This window comes from Allosphingosinicella sp., assembly GCF_036570505.1.
Classification (GTDB): domain Bacteria; phylum Pseudomonadota; class Alphaproteobacteria; order Sphingomonadales; family Sphingomonadaceae; genus Allosphingosinicella.
In genome coordinates this window covers 1-16,638 of the sequence record NZ_DATCYB010000084.1, presented here as the reverse complement: position 1 = coordinate 16,638, position 16,638 = coordinate 1, and the positions used below count along the sequence as shown (strand labels likewise).

The following is a 16,638-nucleotide window of genomic DNA, read 5'->3' as shown; positions in this document are numbered from 1 at the left end:
CTCGACCGCCTCGACCGCCGGAGCCGCTTCGGCCGGCTGGCCGGCGTCCGTGGCCGGAGCGGTTGCTTCGGGGCCCTGGTTCTTTTCGTCAGCCATTTAAAACTCCAATCCGCCTTCGCGCGCGGCATCGGCGAGAGCCTTCACGCGGCCGTGGAACAGGAAACCGCCACGGTCGAAAATTACCTTGGTGACGCCGGCGGCCTTCGCGCGCTCGGCGATCCGGCGGCCCACATCCTGCGCGGACTCGGCGGTCGCGCCGGAAGTCTTGGTGCCCTTTTGGCCCTTGCCGTCCTTGTCCAGGGTCGACGCGGCGGCGACGGTGCGCCCCTCGACGTCGTTGATGACCTGGGCATAAATGTGCCGGCCCGAGCGATGGACCGACAAACGGGGCTTGTCGCCGCCACGCTTGCGGAGCGACGTGCGGACGCGCTGACGGCGCCGATCGAAGAGAGAGAGTTTCGCCATGGCTTACTTCTTCTTGCCTTCCTTGCGGAAAATGTACTCGCCGCGATATTTGATGCCCTTGCCCTTGTAGGGCTCCGGCTTGCGCCAACGCCGGATCTCGGCGGCCAGCTGGCCGACCTTCTGGCGATCGATGCCCGAAATCTCGACCGTGGTCTGATCCGGGGTCTTCACCTCCAGGCCTTCCGGCACGGCGATGTTCACGTCGTGGCTGTAGCCGAGCTGCAGACGCAGGTTCTTGCCCTGGGCCGCGGCGCGATAGCCGACGCCGGTGATCTCGAGGGTCTTCGAGAAGCCCTCGGTCACGCCCGTCACCAGGTTCTGCACCAAAGTGCGATGCATGCCCCAGAAGGAACGCGCCCGCTTGGTCTCGTTTGCCGGTTTCACGACGATCCGGCCGTCCTCGATGCCGTAGCTGATGTCCTCGAGCATCGCCATGGTCAGCGTGCCCTTCGGCCCCTTGACCGTCAGCACGTCACCCTCGGCCGTGGCCGAAACGCCGCTCGGCAGCGCGACAGGTACTTTTCCAATGCGGCTCATGATCAGAATACCTCCGCCAGCACCTCGCCACCGACATTCTGGTCGCGCGCTTCCGCGTCGGACAGAACACCCTTGGGCGTCGAGACGATGGTGATGCCGAGGCCGTTGCGCACGCGGGGCAGCTCCTGGCTTCCCGAATAGACGCGGCGGCCGGGCTTCGAAATCCGGGACAGATGCTGGATCGCGGGCTGGCCCTCGAAATATTTGAGCTCGATGCGAAGGCCCTTGGCGGGGCCCATCGCTTCTTCGCTGTAACCGCGGATATAGCCTTCGCGCTGGAGCACTTCCAGCACGCGGACGCGCAGCTTGGACGCGGGGCTTACCACGCTGTCCTTGCGCGCCTGCTGGCCGTTGCGGATGCGGGTGAGCATATCACCCAGGGGATCGGTCAATGGCATAGTCTATACCTTACCAGCTGGACTTCGTGAGGCCGGGGATCAGGCCCTTGTTGCCCAGTTCCCGCAGCATGATCCGCGACAGTCCGAATTTGCGATAAACAGCGCGCGGGCGGCCAGTCACCTGGCAGCGGTTGCGGACCCGGGTCGGGTTCGCATTGCGCGGGATCTCAGCCATCTTCAGACGCGCGATCAGACGCTCCGTGTCGTCCTTGGACTCATCGTCCGCGATCGCCTTCAGCTTCGCATATTGGCCGGCATATTTCTTGACCAGCTTCTTGCGACGCTCATTCTTGTTGATCGAACTCAGTTTCGCCATGACTTAAGTTCTCGCCTTCCTTGTCTAATTTCCCGGCGAAAGCCGGGACCCAGCTGCGCTGGGGCTGGACCCGGCCTTCGCCGGGACACGTTATGGTTATGCAGCCTGCTTTTCTTCTTCCACCTTCGGGAAGGGGAAGTTGAAGAGGCGCAGCAGCTCGCGCGCTTCCTCGTCCGTCTTCGCGGTGGTGGTGACGATGACGTCCATGCCGCGCACCTTGTCGATGCGGTCATAGTTGATCTCGGGGAACACGATCTGCTCCTTGAGACCCATCGCGTAATTGCCCCGGCCGTCGAACGACTTGGGGTTGAGGCCGCGGAAGTCGCGGACGCGCGGCAGCGCGACCGTCACCAGGCGGTCCAGAAACTCGTACATCCGTTCGCGGCGGAGCGTGACCTTGACGCCGATTGGCATGCCCTCGCGCAGCTTGAACTGGGCGATAGACTTCTTGGCCTTGGTGATGACCGGCTTCTGGCCCGCGATCAGCTCCATTTCCTGAGCCGCCGTATCGACCTTCTTCTTGTCCTGGGTCGCCTCGCCGACGCCCATGTTGATGACAATCTTTTCGAGCCGAGGAACCTCCATGCGGTTCTTGTAGCCGAACTTCTCCGTCATCGCCTTGGCGATGCGCTCGTCATAATCCTTGCGCAGACGCGGCATGTAGGCCGCCTGCTTCTGGGCTTCAGCCATTGATCGTCTCCCCGGACCGCACGGCAACGCGGACCTTCTTGTCGCCCTTGACCTCGAACCGGACGCGCGTGGCCTTGCCGGTCTTGGGGTCCTGAAGCGCGACTTTCGATATGTGCAGCGGCGCCTCGGCGCGCTCGAGCCCGCCCTGCGGGTTGACCTGCGTCGGCTTCCTGTGGCGGGTGATAATGTTCACGCCCGACACGATCACCTTGCCATCCTTCGGGAACGCCTTGGTGACCTCGCCATGCTTGCCCTTGTCCTTGCCGGACAGGACGACGACCTTGTCGCCTTTCTTGATCTTCGCGGCAGCCATGATCTTACAAAACCTCCGGCGCGAGCGAGATGATCTTCATATGCTTCTTCGCGCGCAGTTCGCGGACGACCGGGCCGAAGATACGGGTTCCGATCGGCTCGGCATTGGCGTTGACGAGGACGGCCGCGTTGGAATCGAAGCGGATAGTCGACCCGTCGGCGCGGTGGATGTCCTTCGCGGTACGGACGATGACGGCCTTGTGGACGTCGCCCTTCTTCACGCGGCCGCGCGGCGCCGCTTCCTTGACGGAGACGACGATGATATCGCCGACGCCGGCGAAACGCCGCTTCGAACCGCCAAGCACCTTGATGCACTGAACGCGCTTGGCGCCGGAATTGTCGGCGACCTCAAGGTTAGACTGCATCTGGATCATCGATCCATTCCTTTTCTCACTTCAACCGGGATCCGCCCGGCGATCAGCTTCAACTAATTACGCGACGTCGGCCTTTTCAGGCGTTGCGTGGGTATCCACGCGATCGATCACCTTCCAGGTCTTCAGCTTCGAGATCGGCCGCGTCTCTTCGATGCGGACGGTCTCGCCGGCCTTGAACTCATTGCCCTCGTCATGGGCATGATACTTCTTCGACCGCCTGATGATCTTGCCGTAGAGCGGGTGCTTCACCCGCCGCTCGACCTTCACCACCACGGTCTTGTCGGTCTTGTCGGACACGATGGTCCCGGTCAGAATGCGCTTCGGCATGGTAACTCCTTAACCCTTCTGAGCGGCGCGGTTGCGCTCGCCCTGCAAGGTCTTGATCTGCGCGATGCTGCGGCGCACTTCGCGGACCCGCGACGGCTTTTCGAGCTGGTTCGTGGCGCTCTGGAAGCGCAGGTTGAACTGCTCGCGCTTCAGCTCGCCCAGCTGGTCGGAAAGCTGGTCGTCGGTCTTGGTCTTGAGATCGTCGATCTTGGCCATCTCTTATGCTTCCTCAAGCACCGATTCACCGAGGCGGGCGACCACCTTGGTCTTGATCGGCAGTTTCTCGGCCGCGCGCTCGAAGGCGACCTTGGCGAGCGGGCCGGGAACGCCGTCCAGCTCGAACAGGATGCGGCCGGGCTTCACGCGGGCGGCCCAATATTCGGGGCTGCCCTTGCCCTTGCCCTGGCGGACTTCGGCCGGCTTCTTGGAAACCGGCACGTCCGGGAAAATGCGGATCCACAACCGGCCCTGGCGGCGTATGTGGCGCGTGATCGCGCGGCGCGCCGCTTCGATCTGCCGTGCGGTGATCCGCTCCGGCTCCATGGCCTTCAGGCCATAGGCGCCGAAGTTCAGATCGGTGCCGCCCTTGGCGTTGCCCGAAATCCGACCCTTGAAGGCCTTGCGGAACTTGGTGCGTTTTGGTTGCAACATTGTTCTTGTTCCTTAGCGGCGCCGGTTAACGACGATCGTCGCGCGCGGGACGCACGCCGGAGGTCTGGGCTTCCATCATCAGCCGATCCTGAGCCATCGGGTCGTGGCCCAGAATCTCGCCCTTGAAGATCCAGACCTTGACGCCGCACACGCCATAGGCGGTGTGGGCGGTCGCCTCGGCATAATCGACATTGCCGCGCAGCGTGTGGAGCGGAACGCGGCCTTCGCGATACCATTCCGTGCGCGCGATCTCGGCGCCGCCGAGGCGGCCGCCGCAGGTGATCCGGATACCCTCGGCGCCCAGACGAAGCGCCGACTGCACCGCGCGCTTCATGGCGCGGCGAAAGGCGATGCGGCGCTCGAGCTGGTCGGCGACGCCCTGGGCGACGAGCTTGGCGTCGATCTCGGGCTTGCGGATCTCGACGATGTTCAGCGACACGTCGCTGGACGTCATTTCGCCGAGCTTCTTGCGAAGCTTCTCGATGTCCGCGCCCTTCTTGCCGATGATCACGCCGGGGCGCGCGGCATAGATGGAGACGCGGCAAAGCTTGGCCGGGCGGTCGATGACCACCTTGGAGATCGCGGCCTGCGGGATCGTCTTCATGATGAACTTGCGGATCTTGATGTCTTCAAGCAGCAGCCGGCTGTAATCGGCGCCTTCGGCGTACCAGCGGCTGTCCCAGGTCCGGTTGATCTGCAGCCTGAGGCCGATCGGATTGGATTTCTGACCCATGTTTACGCTTCCTGCTGCTCGCGAACGACGATGCGCACGCGGCTGAACGGCTTGACGATGCGGCTCGAACGGCCGCGCGCACGCGCCGTCCAGCGCTTCATCGAGATGCTCTTGCCGACGCTCGCCTCGGCGACGACCAGAGCGTCGACGTCGAGATTGTGATTATTCTCCGCATTGGCGATCGCCGAGGCGAGAACCTTGCGGACGTCCACGGCCATCGCCTTCTTGGAGAAGGTTAGGATGTTCAATGCGTCTTCCGCCTTCCGGCCGCGGATCAGGGCCGCGACGAGATTGAGCTTCTGCGCCGAGCCACGGATGGTCGTGCCGACCGCGAGCGCCTCGTTGTCGCCGACCTTGCGGGGGGCTGCCTCTTTACCCATGGCTTACCTCTTGCCCTTCTTGTCGGACGCGTGGCCCGGGAAGAAGCGGGTCGGAGCGAACTCGCCCAGCTTCATGCCGACCATGTCCTCGTTCACCGAGACGGGAACGAATTTCCGGCCATTGTAGACGTTGAACGTCAGCCCGACGAACTGCGGGAGAATGGTGGAGCGGCGCGACCAGGTCTTGATCGGGGCGCGGCCACCGGCCTCCTGCGCGGTCTCTGCCTTCTTCAGCAGCGACAGCTCGACGAACGGTCCTTTCCAGACGGAGCGGGCCATTGCTTACCTCTTCTTCTTCGCGTGACGCGAACGGATGATCATCTTGTCCGTCGCCTTGTTCTTGCGGGTGCGAGCACCCTTGGTCGGCTTGCCCCACGGGGTCACCGGATGGCGACCGCCCGAAGTCCGGCCTTCACCGCCGCCGTGCGGGTGATCGACCGGGTTCTTGGCGACGCCCCGGGTCAGCGGACGACGGCCCTTCCAGCGCGTGCGGCCCGCCTTGGCGAAATTCTGGTTCTGGTTGTCGGGGTTCGAAACCGCGCCCACCGTGCCCATGCAATCCGCGCGCAGATAACGCTGCTCGCCTGAATTCAACCTGACGATGACCATGCCGCGGTCACGGCCGACGACCTGCACATAGGTGCCGGCCGAGCGGGCGATCTGGCCGCCCTTGCCCGGCTTCATCTCCACATTGTGGACGATGGTGCCGACCGGCATCTGGCCCAGTTCCATTGCGTTGCCCGGCTTCACGTCGACCTTCTTGCCGGCGACGATGCTATCGCCCGGCGCCAGACGCTGCGGCGCGAGAATGTAGGAGACCTCGCCGTCCTCATACTTCACCAGGGCGATGAAGGCGGTGCGGTTGGGGTCGTATTCCAGCCGCTCGACGGTGGCCGGCATGTCCCACTTGCGACGCTTGAAGTCGATAAAGCGATAACGCTGCTTGTGACCGCCGGCGATGCCGCGCGACGTCACATGGCCCTTGTTGTTGCGGCCACCGGTCTTGCGCTTGCCTTCGGTCAGCGCCTTGACGGGCTTCCCTTTCCACAGCGCCGACTTGTCGACGAGGATCAGGCCGCGCCGCGACGGGCTGGTCGGATTATGTGTCTTGAGTGCCATGTTTCCCTAGCCTCAGATACCGGTGGTGACGTCGATGGACTGGCCCTCGGCCAGCGTCACGATCGCCTTCTTCATGTCGGACCGCGTGTAGGGACGACCCTTCCAACGCTTGGCCTTGCCCTTCTGGGTAAGCGTGTTGACGCCCGTCACCTTGACGCTGAACAAGGCTTCCACAGCCGCCTTGATCTGCGGCTTGGTGGCGTCGCCAGCGACCTTGAAGACAACCGCATTATGCTCGGAGAGCAAGGTCGACTTCTCGGTGATGTGCGGGGCGAGAACGACATCATAATGGTTGATGTCGACCGCCGTCTTGGCAGGCTTCTTAGCCATTGAAACGTGCCTCCAGCTTCTCGACCGCGGCGCGCGTCAGCACCAAAGTCTCATGCTTCAAAATGTCGTAGACGTTCGCGCCGACCGCCGGGAGGAGGTTGATCTCCCTGAGGTTGGACGAAGCGTGGGCGAAGCCGACGTTCAGCGCGTCCCCGTCGATGACGAGGGCATTCTTGCCGAAGCCCAGCTTGCCGAGCTGTTCGGCGAGCGCCTTGGTCTTCGCTTCCTTGACGTCGAGATTGTCCATCACGATCAGCTTGCCGTCGCGGGCCTTGCTGCTGAGCGCCATCTTGAGACCGAGCGCGCGGACCTTCTTGTTCAGCGACGGGTTGAAGTCGCGAACGCGGGGGCCATGGGCCTTGCCGCCACCGACGAAGATCGGGGCCCGGCGATCGCCGTGACGCGCCGTGCCGCCGCCCTTCTGGCGGCCGAACTTCTTGCCGGTGCGGGCGACATCCGAACGCTCACGGGCGGCGCGGGCGGTGCCGCGGCGCTTCTCGAGCTGCCAGGTGACGACGCGGTGCAGGATGTCGGCGCGCGGCTCAACGGCGAAAATCTCGTCCTTGAGCTCGATGTCGCTGCCGGCCTTGCCGCCGTCGAGGTTCTGAACCTTGACCTTCATGACTTAGCTTTCCTTGCTTTCGTCGGCCGCCGGCTGTTCGCCCTCGTCCTTCTTGTCTTCAGCAGCGGTCGCCTCGGCGGCGGCTGCCTCGGCCGCATGGGCGTCAGCCTCAGCCGCGCCGGCCGCTACTTCCTCGGCACCCGGGAGGGCCGGGATTTCGTGGGTGGCGGCTTCCTCGACCATGCCGGCCGGGGCTTCCTCATGCTCCATTTCCTTGGCGAGCGCCTTGAGGCCCGCTGGATAGGGCACGCCGTCCGGACGAGCGATCTTGACCGCGTCCTTGACCAACAGCCAGCCACCCTTGTGACCGGGCACGGAGCCCTTCACGAAGATAAGGCCGCGATCGGCGTCGGTGCGGACGACTTCGAGATTCTGCTGGGTGCGGTTGCGCGCACCCATATGGCCGGCCATCTTTTTGTTCTTGAAGACGCGGCCGGGATCCTGGCGCTGACCGGTCGAACCGAGCGCGCGGTGCGAGACCGAAACGCCGTGGGTGGCGCGCATGCCGCCGAAGCCCCAGCGCTTCATGCCGCCGGCGAAACCCTTGCCCTGCGTTATGCCCTGGATGTCGACCATCTGGCCGGCGACATAATGGTCGGCGGTGATTTCGGCTCCGACGTCGAGGAGCGCGTCCTCGGCGACCCGGAATTCGGCTACGCGCGCCTTCGGCTCCACCTCGGCCTTGCCGAAATGACCGCGCTGCGGCTTGCTGAGGTTCTTGGCCTTGGCCGTGCCGGCGCCGATCTGGACGGCGACATAGCCGTCGCGACCGGCCTCACGGCGCGCGACGACCTGAACATTGTCGAGTGCCAGGACGGTGACCGGCACGTGGCGGCCGTCCTCCTGGAACAGGCGGGTCATCCCCATTTTCTTCGCGATCACGCCAGTGCGCATGACCAAACTCCTTAAACAGAGGCCCGCGAGAGCCGATGCTGCCGCGGGCGTGCCAGCCCATGAAAAGATACGTGCCCCGCTTGGGCTATTTCCGGCCAAGGCCGGAATGCGGGGGACGCAGACCACGGACATGTGTCCGTGCGGTATCCCTAATCTCGTGCTCCCCTAGCGGGAGAGCTTTCGTCATGCCAGCGAAAGCTGGTATCTTAGGGAAGAAAAGGCTCAACCCTTCTCCCCGACCCCGGCTTTCCCCGGGCTAAAGGCAAACTGGCTCAAGCCAATTTGATTTCGACATCAACACCCGCGGCGAGATCGAGCTTCATCAAAGCATCGACCGTCTGCGGGGTGGGCTGCACGATGTCCAGCAGCCGCTTGTATGTCCTCACCTCGAACTGCTCGCGCGACTTCTTGTCGATGTGCGGCGAACGGTTGACGGTGAACTTCTCGATGCGCGTCGGCAGCGGAATGGGGCCGCGAATAAGAGCACCCGTACGCCGAGCGGTGTCGGCGATGTCGCCCGTGGCCTGATCGAGCACACGATGATCGAACGCCTTCAGGCGAATGCGGATATTCTGCGTTTCCATGTCCACTACCGATGCGAAAGAGCCAACCCCTTGATGGGGCAATAAAAACAAAGCCTCACCGGAGCCTTCAGGGCCCCGGTTCGGCCGATACTCAAACTAAAAAGCGAGCCGCGCGAATCTTAGAAGACCCGCGCGGCTGACGCCCTATATTACTTCGAGATGCTGGCGACAACCCCCGCGCCGACGGTCCGGCCGCCTTCGCGAATGGCGAAGCGCAGGCCCTGGTCCATGGCGATCGGAGCAATCAGCTTCACACCCAGGTTCACATTGTCGCCGGGCATGACCATCTCGGTGCCTTCCGGCAGGACCACTTCGCCCGTCACGTCGGTCGTGCGGAAGTAGAACTGCGGACGGTAGTTGGCGAAGAACGGCGTGTGACGACCGCCCTCGTCCTTCGAAAGGACATAGACCTCGGCCTGGAAGTCGGTGTGCGGCGTGATCGAGCCGGGCTTGGCCAGGACCTGGCCGCGCTCGACCTCGTCACGGCCGACGCCGCGGATGAGGGCACCGATATTGTCGCCGGCCTGGCCCTGGTCGAGCAGCTTGCGGAACATCTCGACGCCGGTGACGGTCGTCTTCTTGGTGTCCTGGATGCCGACGATCTCGACTTCCTCGCCCACCTTGACGATGCCGGTTTCGACGCGGCCCGTGACGACGGTGCCGCGACCGGAGATCGAGAACACGTCCTCGATCGGCATCAAGAACGGCTTGTCGAGCGGGCGCTCGGGCTGCGGGATATAGTCGTCCACCGCCTTCATCAGCTCGAGAACGGCGTCGTGGCCGATCTTCTTGTCGCTGTCTTCAAGCGCGGCGAGGGCCGAGCCCTTGATCACGGGGATGTCGTCGCCCGGGAAATCGTACGAGGTCAGCAGCTCGCGAATCTCGAGCTCGACGAGCTCGAGGAGCTCCTCGTCGTCGACCTGGTCGACCTTGTTCATGAACACGACCATGGCGGGAACGCCGACCTGCTTGGCGAGCAGGATGTGCTCGCGGGTCTGCGGCATCGGGCCGTCGGCGGCCGACACGACCAGGATCGCGCCGTCCATCTGGGCGGCGCCGGTGATCATGTTCTTCACATAGTCGGCGTGACCCGGACAATCGACGTGGGCATAATGGCGCTTCTCGGTCTCGTATTCGACGTGGGCGGTCGAGATGGTGATGCCGCGCTCGCGCTCCTCCGGCGCCTTGTCGATATTGGCATAATCGACATAGGTCGCGCCGCCGGTCTCGGCGAGGACCTTGGTGATCGCCGCCGTCAGTGACGTCTTGCCATGGTCGACGTGACCGATGGTGCCGATGTTGCAATGCGGTTTCGTCCGCTCAAACTTAGCTTTCGCCATTTTGCCTTACCCTCGTCTTTCTTGACCTATTGAACCGCCGCCTGTCAGGCGAGCTTGGCTTTCACTTCCTCGGCGACGTTGGCCGGGACCTCTTCATAATGCGAGAACTGCATCGAATATTGAGCGCGGCCCTGCGTGAAGGATCGCAGCTCATTAACGTAACCGAACATATTCGCAAGCGGCACCATCGCCTCGACGATCTGTGCGTTTCCGCGGCTGTCGGTGCCCTGAATCTGACCGCGACGGCTGTTCAGATCGCCGATAACGTCGCCCAGATAGTCCTCGGGCGTGGTGATCTCAACCTTCATGATCGGCTCGAGCAGCTTGATGCCGGCCTTCTGGGCCGCCTCGCGCATGCCGCCGCGACCGGTGATCTCGAACGCCAGCGCCGACGAATCGACGTCATGATAGGCGCCGTCATAGAGCGTCGCGGTGAAATCGATGATCGGGAAGCCGATCAGCGATCCGGTCTGGGCGATCTCGCGAATGCCCTTCTCGACCGAAGGAATATATTCCTTCGGGACGTTGCCGCCCTTGACTTCGTCCTTGAAGATCACGCCCTGGCCGCGTTCGCCCGGCTCGACCGTGAACTTGATCCTGCCGAACTGGCCCGAGCCGCCCGACTGCTTCTTGTGGGTGTAGTCGATGTCCACCTTCTTCGCGAGCGACTCGCGATAGGCGACCTGCGGCGCGCCGACATTGGCCTCGACCTTGAATTCGCGCTTCATGCGATCGACCAGGATCTCGAGATGGAGCTCGCCCATCCCCTTGATGATCGTCTGGCCGCTCTCGGCATCGGACGTTACCCGGAACGACGGGTCCTCGCGGGCGAGGCGATTGAGCGCGACGCCCATCTTCTCCTGGTCGGCCTTGGTCTTGGGCTCGACGGCGACCTCGATGACGGGATCGGGGAATTCCATCCGCTCGAGGATGATCGGAGCGTTGGCCGCGCACAGCGTGTCGCCGGTCGTGGTGTCCTTGAGGCCCGCCAGGGCGACGATGTCGCCGGCATAGGCCACCTGGATGTCCTCGCGGTCGTTGGCATGCATCAGCAGCATGCGGCCGACCTTCTCCTTCTTGTCCTTGACCGAGTTGGTCACGGACGAAGCGGTTTCGAGCTTGCCCGAATAGATGCGGGCGAAGGTCAGCGTGCCGACGAACGGGTCGTTCATGATCTTGAACGCCAGCGCCGAGAAGGGCGCATTGTCGTCGGCCGGACGCGTATCCTCGGTCTCGCCGTCGAGCTTGACGCCCTTGATCGGGGGCACGTCGAGCGGGCTCGGCAGATAGTCGACGACGGCGTCGAGCAGCGGCTGAACGCCTTTGTTCTTGAACGCCGAACCGCACAGCACCGGCACGAATGAGAAGTTCAGCGTCCCCTTGCGGATGAGCTTCTTCAGGGTGGCGGCGTCGGGCTCGGTGCCCTCCAGATACGCCTCCATGACGTCGTCGTCCTGCTCGACGGCCATCTCGATCAGCTCCGAACGGGCCGCCGCGGCTTCGTCGGCGAGGTCTGCCGGAATGTCCTGATATTCGAACTTCGCGCCCAGCGACTCCTCGAGCCAGATGATCGCGCGATTGTTGACCAGGTCGACCAGGCCCTTGAAGCCGCTCTCGATGCCGATCGGCAGATAGAGCACGGCCGGACGAGCGCCGAGGCGGTCCTTGATCATGCCGACGCACATCTCGAAATTCGCGCCGGTGCGGTCGAGCTTGTTGACGAAGCACATGCGGGGAACCTTGTACTTCTCGGCCTGGCGCCACACGGTCTCGGACTGCGGCTCGACGCCGGCGACGCCGTCGAAGCAGGCGACCGCGCCGTCGAGCACGCGCAGCGACCGCTCGACCTCGATGGTGAAGTCGACGTGGCCGGGCGTGTCGATGATGTTGATCCGGTGCTCGGGGCCTTCGCCCTCCTCGGCCTTCCAGAAGCAGGTCGTCGCGGCCGACGTGATCGTGATCCCGCGCTCCTGCTCCTGCTCCATCCAGTCCATGGTGGCGGTGCCCTCATGGACCTCGCCGATCTTGTAGGACTTGCCGGTATAATAAAGGATGCGCTCGGTCGTCGTCGTCTTGCCGGCATCGATGTGGGCCATGATGCCGATGTTGCGGTAGCGTTCGAGCGGATGGCTGCGGGCCATGTCTTGTCTCCAGGGCCGGGTCGGCCCGGCGTTGATTTCAGTTACCAGCGGTAGTGCGAGAAGGCGCGGTTGGCCTCGGCCATGCGATGCGTGTCTTCGCGCTTCTTGACCGCGTTGCCGCGATTGTTGGCGGCGTCCATCAGCTCGCCCGACAGGCGCGCCGACATCGTGTTCTCGCTGCGCGAACGCGCGGCCGTGATCAGCCAGCGGATGGCGAGCGCCTGCGCCCGCTCCGGCCGAACCTCGACGGGAACCTGATAGGTCGCACCGCCGACGCGCCGGCTGCGGACCTCGATGCCCGGCTTGATGTTGTTCAAGGCGTCGTGAAAGATCTGCATGGGGTCCTTCTTGGCCTTCGCCTCGGCCGCGTCGAGCGCGCCATAGACGATGCCTTCCGCGACGGACTTCTTGCCGTCGAGCATGACGCTGTTCATGAACTTGGAAAGAACCAGATCGCCGAATTTGGGATCGGGCAGGATTTCGCGCTTCTCTGGGCGACGGCGACGTGACATTCGAACTTTCCTTCTCTCTTCAGCCGGTTCCGGAACCTGTCCGGGGCTTACTTCCTTGTTTCGTCATCCCGGATTTGATCCGGGATCCATCCGGACCCCGGACTTTGCCGGGGTGACTCTACGTGGGCTTACGCCCACTCGGTCACTTCGGACGCTTGGCGCCGTATTTCGAGCGAGACTGACGGCGATCCTTGACGCCTTGAGTGTCGAGCACGCCGCGCAGCACATGGTAACGCACACCGGGAAGGTCGCGCACACGGCCGCCGCGGATGAGGACGACGCTATGTTCCTGGAGGTTGTGGCCCTCGCCGGGAATGTAGCTGATCACCTCGCGCTGGTTGGTCAGGCGGACCTTGGCCACCTTGCGCAGCGCCGAGTTCGGCTTTTTCGGGGTCGTCGTATAGACACGCGTGCAAACGCCCCGCTTTTGCGGATTCGCTTCCATCGCGGGAACTTTCGAGCGCTCTTTCTGCGGCTCGCGACCCTTGCGGATCAGCTGATTGATCGTCGGCATTGAAGCCCTTCACCTTATCTAAGTTACTTTACTGTCACGCAAAATGCACAAAAAACCCGGCGGCCATAACGGCCCCCCAGGCCCTTCGCGAACGCGCAGCAATGTTCAAGCTCTTGCCCGTTAAAGGCAGCGTCTGGTCTGTTTAGGAACCACCACCAGCCCCGAGGCAGGGGCGGCCTATAGCGGGGGACTCGCCCTCGGTCAACGGCCTCCTGGCGGTCGCGTCCTATTCCGTCGTCCGCCCGTCGAAATGGTCGCTGTCGTGATCGCGCTCAGCCTGCGCCTTGTCCTTGTGGACGACGCCGTCCTTATGCTCCGGCGGCCCGTAGAGAGTATAGAGCCTAAGGGGGTTCTTGCCGGTATTGACGACATTATGGCGGGCGCCGGCGGGCACGATGACCGCGAAGTCGCCCTCGACCACATTGGCGGTGCCGTCAATCCGGATCTCGCCATGGCCCTCCTCGATACGGAAGAACTGGTCGCGGTCCTCATGCACCTCTTCGCCGATCTCTTCGCCGGGTTTCAGCGTCATCAGCACCAGCTGCAGGTGCTTCCCAGTATAGAGGACACGGCGGAAATCCTCATTCTCGACAGTCCGCGTCTCGATATTGTCGACATAGCCTTTCACAATTCCGCTCCCTGCCTCGCGGCTCCATGGAAAATGACCAACCGCGCTTGGCAGAATCTGTTCCTGCGGGCGACTCGCCCGGCCGCCATTGCCCCTCCCGCCCCTCTACCCTACATGGCGAAGCCGGTACCCGCGGGGAGAGACTATGCTGCTTGCCTTCTTCGACATCCTTCAGCTGCTGCTGACGGTGCTCACCTGGATCATCATCATCCAGGCAATCCTGTCCTGGCTGGTCGCCTTCAATGTCATCAACACCTACAACGACTTCGTCCGCTCGCTGCTGAACGCGCTCGACCGGATCACCGAGCCGCTCTACCGACCCATTCGCCGCATCCTCCCCGATTTCGGCGGAATCGACTTCTCCCCGCTGGTCGTTCTACTGCTGATCTATGTCATTCGCATCCTGCTCAGCGGTGTCGCGGCCGACGTCGCCTATTGAGACGCCGATGACCGCCGCCATCATCGACGGCAAAGCCTATGCCGAAGCCCTGCGCGCCCGCGTCGCCGCGGCCGTGCCGGCTTTCGTCGAGGCGACCGGACGGAAACCCGGCCTCGCCGTCGTGCTGGTCGGCGAGGATCCGGCGAGCCAGGTCTATGTCCGTTCCAAGGGCAAGGCGATGGTGGCCGCGGGTCTCGAAAGCTTCGAGCACAAGCTGCCCGACACGACGACCCAGGAAGAGCTGAGCGCTCTCGTGGAACGGCTCAATGCCGATGAGGCCGTGGACGGCATCCTCGTCCAGCTCCCGCTCCCCAAGGGCGTCGACGAGAAGGCCGTGATCTCGACCATCGATCCGGCCAAGGATGTTGACGGCTTTCACGTCATAAACGCGGGTCGCCTGGCCGTCGGCGAGGAAGCGCTCGTCCCCTGCACCCCGCTCGGCTGCCTGATGCTGCTAAGGGACCGGCTCGGCGACTTGTCCGGCCTCGACGCCGTGGTGGTCGGCCGCTCCAACATCGTCGGCAAGCCGATGGCACAGCTTCTCCTCCAGGAGAATTGCACCGTCACCGTCGCCCACAGCCGCACCCGCGATCTGCCCGGCGTCGTCCGCCGCGCCGACATCGTCGTCGCTGCGGTCGGACGGCCGCAGATGATCAGGGGCGATTGGCTGAAGCCCGGCGCTACCGTGATCGATGTCGGTATCAACCGAATCCAGATCGGCGAGGGCAAGACGCGGCTGGTCGGTGACGTCGAATTCGAGAGCGCCTCCGAGGTCGCCGGCGCCATCACGCCCGTTCCCGGCGGCGTGGGACCGATGACCATCGCCGTCCTTCTTCGCAACACGCTGGTCGCCGCCCATGCGCGGGCGGGGCTCCCGGCACCCGAGGGGTTATGAGCTCTCGTTGCGCCTGCGGGAGCGAGCGCCTTTGATCGAGCTTCTCACATCGGCGCTGGTGACCTTCTTCGTCATCATCGATCCGCCCGGATGCGCGCCGATCTTCGCCAGCCTGACCCAGGGCGCGACGGCGCCGCAGCGGCGGGCGATGGCGATCCGGTCGGTCCTGATCGCCGCCGCCATCCTCCTCTTCTTCGGCCTGTTCGGCGAGGACCTGCTCTCGGCCCTCGGCGTCAGCCTCGCCGCCTTCCGCATCGCCGGCGGCATCATGCTGTTCCTGATCGCGCTGGAGATGGTGTTCGAGAAGCGTACCGAACGGCGTGAGAACCGGGCGCAGGAGATCAATGCGACGCCGGAGATCGAGGACATCTCGGTCTTCCCGATGGCTATTCCCATGATCGCCGGCCCGGGCTCGATCGCGTCGATCATGCTGCTGATGGCACAGAGCAACGGCATCGAGGAATCGTTCATCGTGCTCGGCGCGCTCGCCGCTATCCTGCTGCTGACCATGATCGCGTTGCTGATGGCGGGGCCGCTGATGCGCCTCCTCGGCCACAAGATGGAAGCGATGATCACCCGCCTGCTCGGAGTCATCCTCGCCGCGCTCGCCGCCCAGTTCGTGATCGACGGCATATCGGTCAGCTTCAGCGTCTGACCACCCGCCACATCCTGTAGGGCGAATCCTCGGGCAGCTCGACGCGCTCCAGCCAGTCCGGCACCTGATCGCGCGAAAGCTGGACATAGAAGCCCTTGGGCGCCCGCGAGCGATAGATTGTCGATTCCGACAGGCCGGGACAGATCAGCACATAATCGATGCCGCGCCGCATGACCGTCGCCCGCGCATTCTCGGCCGACCCGCGAAAGGCGCGCATCACGTCGAGAATGTCGGCCTCGTTACGATGATAGGGACCGGCGACGGCGTCATGATGGGTAACCGCGATGAGCCTCGGCCCCAGGTCGACATGGGTCAGTACATAGCCTTTCGGCTCAAGCGCCACGGGCTTCAGCGCGGCTAGGGTGGGGCATTTCCAGTTGGCGACGCGAACCGATTTCATCCGGTTGTTCACCGGTTCGGGAAAGGCCCGCACCGCCGACTGGATGGCGGTGCCGGAGATGAGCAGGAACGCGCCGAGCATGACGGCGAAGCGCAGCGCCGGGTTACGGATCGACCAGCTCCAGACGACGACGAGCCACGCCAGCGCGGTCGCGCCGGGGATGGCAAGGAGTTGTGCGGCGGGAGTCGCGCGCGTCTGCCAGAAGAGGAGCGCGGTCGCGATCAGGGACAGCAGCGCCGGCGCCGCCCAGGGAACGAGCGCCGCCCTGTCCTTGCGGAGGCGCCAGAGCATGATCGCATAGCCCAGGAAAGCCGCGAAGGGTAGCGCGAGGCCGTTGGCCACGGTCTGCGCGCTGTGGGTGTAGATGGGCCGCGCCTCACGG

26 protein-coding genes and 1 pseudogene are annotated in these 16,638 nt (G+C 64.0%); 3 read left to right on the top strand and 24 right to left on the bottom strand.

The genetic code is table 11. From position 1 onward, the window contains the following. Positions 1 to 96: 96 nt before the first annotated feature. From rplR to VIR62_RS10685, 23 genes are all read right to left on the bottom strand, one after another. Positions 97 to 465: a 50S ribosomal protein L18 gene (rplR, locus tag VIR62_RS10795; RefSeq protein ID WP_431871172.1), complete on the bottom strand. Its 369-nt coding sequence runs from the start codon at positions 463 to 465 to the stop codon at positions 97 to 99. 3 nt (positions 466 to 468) lie between these two features. Then, positions 469 to 1,002: a 50S ribosomal protein L6 gene (gene rplF / locus VIR62_RS10790; RefSeq protein ID WP_431871171.1), complete on the bottom strand. Its 534-nt coding sequence runs from the start codon at positions 1,000 to 1,002 to the stop codon at positions 469 to 471. Positions 1,003 to 1,004: 2 nt separating this feature from the next. After that, positions 1,005 to 1,400 carry a 30S ribosomal protein S8 gene (rpsH, locus tag VIR62_RS10785; protein WP_431871170.1) on the bottom strand — a complete coding sequence of 132 codons (396 nt, stop codon included), beginning with the start codon at positions 1,398 to 1,400 and terminating at the stop codon, positions 1,005 to 1,007. A 10-nt stretch (positions 1,401 to 1,410) separates the two neighbouring features. Next, positions 1,411 to 1,716 carry a 30S ribosomal protein S14 gene (gene rpsN / locus VIR62_RS10780; protein WP_431871169.1) on the bottom strand — a complete coding sequence of 102 codons (306 nt, stop codon included), beginning with the start codon at positions 1,714 to 1,716 and terminating at the stop codon, positions 1,411 to 1,413. A gap of 96 nt (positions 1,717 to 1,812) precedes the next feature. Next, on the bottom strand, positions 1,813 to 2,406 hold the full coding sequence (gene rplE, locus VIR62_RS10775) for a 50S ribosomal protein L5 (RefSeq protein ID WP_431871167.1): 594 nt from the start codon (positions 2,404 to 2,406) through the stop codon (positions 1,813 to 1,815). Further along, positions 2,399 to 2,719 carry a 50S ribosomal protein L24 gene (rplX, locus tag VIR62_RS10770; RefSeq protein ID WP_431871165.1) on the bottom strand — a complete coding sequence of 107 codons (321 nt, stop codon included), beginning with the start codon at positions 2,717 to 2,719 and terminating at the stop codon, positions 2,399 to 2,401. Before rplX ends, rplE begins: the two co-directional genes overlap by 8 nt. A 4-nt stretch (positions 2,720 to 2,723) precedes the next feature. Continuing rightward, positions 2,724 to 3,092 carry a 50S ribosomal protein L14 gene (gene rplN / locus VIR62_RS10765; protein WP_431871163.1) on the bottom strand — a complete coding sequence of 123 codons (369 nt, stop codon included), beginning with the start codon at positions 3,090 to 3,092 and terminating at the stop codon, positions 2,724 to 2,726. 57 nt (positions 3,093 to 3,149) lie between these two features. Continuing rightward, complete coding sequence (rpsQ, locus tag VIR62_RS10760; protein ID WP_431871162.1) at positions 3,150 to 3,419, bottom strand: 30S ribosomal protein S17; 270 nt, start codon at positions 3,417 to 3,419, stop codon at positions 3,150 to 3,152. Between the two features lie 9 nt (positions 3,420 to 3,428). Continuing rightward, complete coding sequence (gene rpmC / locus VIR62_RS10755) at positions 3,429 to 3,635, bottom strand: 50S ribosomal protein L29 (protein ID WP_431871160.1); 207 nt, start codon at positions 3,633 to 3,635, stop codon at positions 3,429 to 3,431. A 3-nt stretch (positions 3,636 to 3,638) separates the two neighbouring features. Then, positions 3,639 to 4,070, bottom strand: coding sequence for a 50S ribosomal protein L16 (gene rplP, locus VIR62_RS10750; RefSeq protein WP_431871159.1), 432 nt, complete (start codon positions 4,068 to 4,070; stop codon positions 3,639 to 3,641). Positions 4,071 to 4,095: 25 nt separating this feature from the next. Beyond that, positions 4,096 to 4,803, bottom strand: a complete 708-nt coding sequence (gene rpsC / locus VIR62_RS10745) for a 30S ribosomal protein S3 (protein ID WP_431871157.1) — start codon at positions 4,801 to 4,803, stop codon at positions 4,096 to 4,098. A gap of 2 nt (positions 4,804 to 4,805) precedes the next feature. Next, on the bottom strand, positions 4,806 to 5,183 hold the full coding sequence (rplV, locus tag VIR62_RS10740) for a 50S ribosomal protein L22 (RefSeq protein WP_431871155.1): 378 nt from the start codon (positions 5,181 to 5,183) through the stop codon (positions 4,806 to 4,808). Positions 5,184 to 5,186: 3 nt separating this feature from the next. Then, complete coding sequence (rpsS, locus tag VIR62_RS10735) at positions 5,187 to 5,462, bottom strand: 30S ribosomal protein S19 (protein ID WP_395612298.1); 276 nt, start codon at positions 5,460 to 5,462, stop codon at positions 5,187 to 5,189. A gap of 3 nt (positions 5,463 to 5,465) precedes the next feature. Further along, a complete protein-coding gene (gene rplB / locus VIR62_RS10730) occupies positions 5,466 to 6,302 on the bottom strand; it encodes a 50S ribosomal protein L2 (RefSeq protein ID WP_431871153.1) in 837 nt (278 codons plus the stop codon). 12 nt (positions 6,303 to 6,314) lie between these two features. Next, entirely contained in the window at positions 6,315 to 6,632 is a 318-nt protein-coding gene (locus VIR62_RS10725; RefSeq protein WP_431871151.1) for a 50S ribosomal protein L23, read from the bottom strand. Further along, entirely contained in the window at positions 6,625 to 7,254 is a 630-nt protein-coding gene (rplD, locus tag VIR62_RS10720; protein WP_431871150.1) for a 50S ribosomal protein L4, read from the bottom strand. Before rplD ends, VIR62_RS10725 begins: the two co-directional genes overlap by 8 nt. A 3-nt stretch (positions 7,255 to 7,257) precedes the next feature. Continuing rightward, positions 7,258 to 8,148 (bottom strand): 50S ribosomal protein L3, encoded by an 891-nt coding sequence (rplC, locus tag VIR62_RS10715; RefSeq protein ID WP_431871149.1) that lies wholly within the window; start codon positions 8,146 to 8,148, stop codon positions 7,258 to 7,260. Positions 8,149 to 8,420: 272 nt separating this feature from the next. Next, positions 8,421 to 8,732 carry a 30S ribosomal protein S10 gene (gene rpsJ / locus VIR62_RS10710; protein WP_044450118.1) on the bottom strand — a complete coding sequence of 104 codons (312 nt, stop codon included), beginning with the start codon at positions 8,730 to 8,732 and terminating at the stop codon, positions 8,421 to 8,423. A 149-nt stretch (positions 8,733 to 8,881) separates the two neighbouring features. Next, positions 8,882 to 10,072: an elongation factor Tu gene (gene tuf / locus VIR62_RS10705; RefSeq protein WP_431871146.1), complete on the bottom strand. Its 1,191-nt coding sequence runs from the start codon at positions 10,070 to 10,072 to the stop codon at positions 8,882 to 8,884. A gap of 44 nt (positions 10,073 to 10,116) precedes the next feature. Then, the gene (fusA, locus tag VIR62_RS10700; RefSeq protein WP_431871144.1) at positions 10,117 to 12,213 is read right to left on the bottom strand and encodes an elongation factor G; all 2,097 of its coding nucleotides are present in this window, start codon (positions 12,211 to 12,213) and stop codon (positions 10,117 to 10,119) included. Between the two features lie 41 nt (positions 12,214 to 12,254). Further along, complete coding sequence (gene rpsG, locus VIR62_RS10695) at positions 12,255 to 12,725, bottom strand: 30S ribosomal protein S7 (protein WP_431871143.1); 471 nt, start codon at positions 12,723 to 12,725, stop codon at positions 12,255 to 12,257. Positions 12,726 to 12,867: 142 nt separating this feature from the next. Then, complete coding sequence (rpsL, locus tag VIR62_RS10690; protein ID WP_315724580.1) at positions 12,868 to 13,239, bottom strand: 30S ribosomal protein S12; 372 nt, start codon at positions 13,237 to 13,239, stop codon at positions 12,868 to 12,870. A gap of 226 nt (positions 13,240 to 13,465) precedes the next feature. Next, positions 13,466 to 13,867: a cupin domain-containing protein gene (locus VIR62_RS10685; protein ID WP_431871141.1), complete on the bottom strand. Its 402-nt coding sequence runs from the start codon at positions 13,865 to 13,867 to the stop codon at positions 13,466 to 13,468. A gap of 145 nt (positions 13,868 to 14,012) precedes the next feature. On the opposite strand from VIR62_RS10685, the gene VIR62_RS10680 reads away from it, so the two are divergent. Genes VIR62_RS10680 through VIR62_RS10670 form a run of 3 tightly spaced genes read left to right on the top strand, consistent with a single transcriptional unit; the run spans position 14,013 to position 15,856 of the window. Further along, entirely contained in the window at positions 14,013 to 14,306 is a 294-nt protein-coding gene (locus tag VIR62_RS10680) for a YggT family protein (RefSeq protein ID WP_431871139.1), read from the top strand. Between the two features lie 7 nt (positions 14,307 to 14,313). Beyond that, positions 14,314 to 15,201: a bifunctional methylenetetrahydrofolate dehydrogenase/methenyltetrahydrofolate cyclohydrolase FolD gene (gene folD / locus VIR62_RS10675; RefSeq protein WP_431871138.1), complete on the top strand. Its 888-nt coding sequence runs from the start codon at positions 14,314 to 14,316 to the stop codon at positions 15,199 to 15,201. A gap of 31 nt (positions 15,202 to 15,232) precedes the next feature. Further along, entirely contained in the window at positions 15,233 to 15,856 is a 624-nt protein-coding gene (locus tag VIR62_RS10670) for a MarC family protein (RefSeq protein WP_431871137.1), read from the top strand. Here VIR62_RS10670 and VIR62_RS10665 read toward each other — a convergent pair. After that, positions 15,846 to 16,638: pseudogene (locus tag VIR62_RS10665) on the bottom strand (AcrB/AcrD/AcrF family protein); the annotation flags it as partial. The gene VIR62_RS10670 and the pseudogene VIR62_RS10665 overlap by 11 nt on opposite strands.

Bases quoted from the DNA above. Each gene is read 5' to 3' on its own strand.
- rplR (WP_431871172.1), bottom strand. From the start codon at position 465: ATGGCGAAACTCTCTCTCTTCGATCGGCGCCGTCAGCGCGTCCGCACG.
- rplF (WP_431871171.1), bottom strand. From the start codon at position 1,002: ATGAGCCGCATTGGAAAAGTACCTGTCGCGCTGCCGAGCGGCGTTTCG.
- rpsH (WP_431871170.1), bottom strand. From the start codon at position 1,400: ATGCCATTGACCGATCCCCTGGGTGATATGCTCACCCGCATCCGCAAC.
- rpsN (WP_431871169.1), bottom strand. From the start codon at position 1,716: ATGGCGAAACTGAGTTCGATCAACAAGAATGAGCGTCGCAAGAAGCTG.
- rplE (WP_431871167.1), bottom strand. From the start codon at position 2,406: ATGGCTGAAGCCCAGAAGCAGGCGGCCTACATGCCGCGTCTGCGCAAG.
- rplX (WP_431871165.1), bottom strand. From the start codon at position 2,719: ATGGCTGCCGCGAAGATCAAGAAAGGCGACAAGGTCGTCGTCCTGTCC.
- rplN (WP_431871163.1), bottom strand. From the start codon at position 3,092: ATGATCCAGATGCAGTCTAACCTTGAGGTCGCCGACAATTCCGGCGCC.
- rpsQ (WP_431871162.1), bottom strand. From the start codon at position 3,419: ATGCCGAAGCGCATTCTGACCGGGACCATCGTGTCCGACAAGACCGAC.
- rpmC (WP_431871160.1), bottom strand. From the start codon at position 3,635: ATGGCCAAGATCGACGATCTCAAGACCAAGACCGACGACCAGCTTTCC.
- rplP (WP_431871159.1), bottom strand. From the start codon at position 4,070: ATGTTGCAACCAAAACGCACCAAGTTCCGCAAGGCCTTCAAGGGTCGG.
- rpsC (WP_431871157.1), bottom strand. From the start codon at position 4,803: ATGGGTCAGAAATCCAATCCGATCGGCCTCAGGCTGCAGATCAACCGG.
- rplV (WP_431871155.1), bottom strand. From the start codon at position 5,183: ATGGGTAAAGAGGCAGCCCCCCGCAAGGTCGGCGACAACGAGGCGCTC.
- rpsS (WP_395612298.1), bottom strand. From the start codon at position 5,462: ATGGCCCGCTCCGTCTGGAAAGGACCGTTCGTCGAGCTGTCGCTGCTG.
- rplB (WP_431871153.1), bottom strand. From the start codon at position 6,302: ATGGCACTCAAGACACATAATCCGACCAGCCCGTCGCGGCGCGGCCTG.
- VIR62_RS10725 (WP_431871151.1), bottom strand. From the start codon at position 6,632: ATGGCTAAGAAGCCTGCCAAGACGGCGGTCGACATCAACCATTATGAT.
- rplD (WP_431871150.1), bottom strand. From the start codon at position 7,254: ATGAAGGTCAAGGTTCAGAACCTCGACGGCGGCAAGGCCGGCAGCGAC.
- rplC (WP_431871149.1), bottom strand. From the start codon at position 8,148: ATGCGCACTGGCGTGATCGCGAAGAAAATGGGGATGACCCGCCTGTTC.
- rpsJ (WP_044450118.1), bottom strand. From the start codon at position 8,732: ATGGAAACGCAGAATATCCGCATTCGCCTGAAGGCGTTCGATCATCGT.
- tuf (WP_431871146.1), bottom strand. From the start codon at position 10,072: ATGGCGAAAGCTAAGTTTGAGCGGACGAAACCGCATTGCAACATCGGC.
- fusA (WP_431871144.1), bottom strand. From the start codon at position 12,213: ATGGCCCGCAGCCATCCGCTCGAACGCTACCGCAACATCGGCATCATG.
- rpsG (WP_431871143.1), bottom strand. From the start codon at position 12,725: ATGTCACGTCGCCGTCGCCCAGAGAAGCGCGAAATCCTGCCCGATCCC.
- rpsL (WP_315724580.1), bottom strand. From the start codon at position 13,239: ATGCCGACGATCAATCAGCTGATCCGCAAGGGTCGCGAGCCGCAGAAA.
- VIR62_RS10680 (WP_431871139.1), top strand. From the start codon at position 14,013: ATGCTGCTTGCCTTCTTCGACATCCTTCAGCTGCTGCTGACGGTGCTC.
- folD (WP_431871138.1), top strand. From the start codon at position 14,314: ATGACCGCCGCCATCATCGACGGCAAAGCCTATGCCGAAGCCCTGCGC.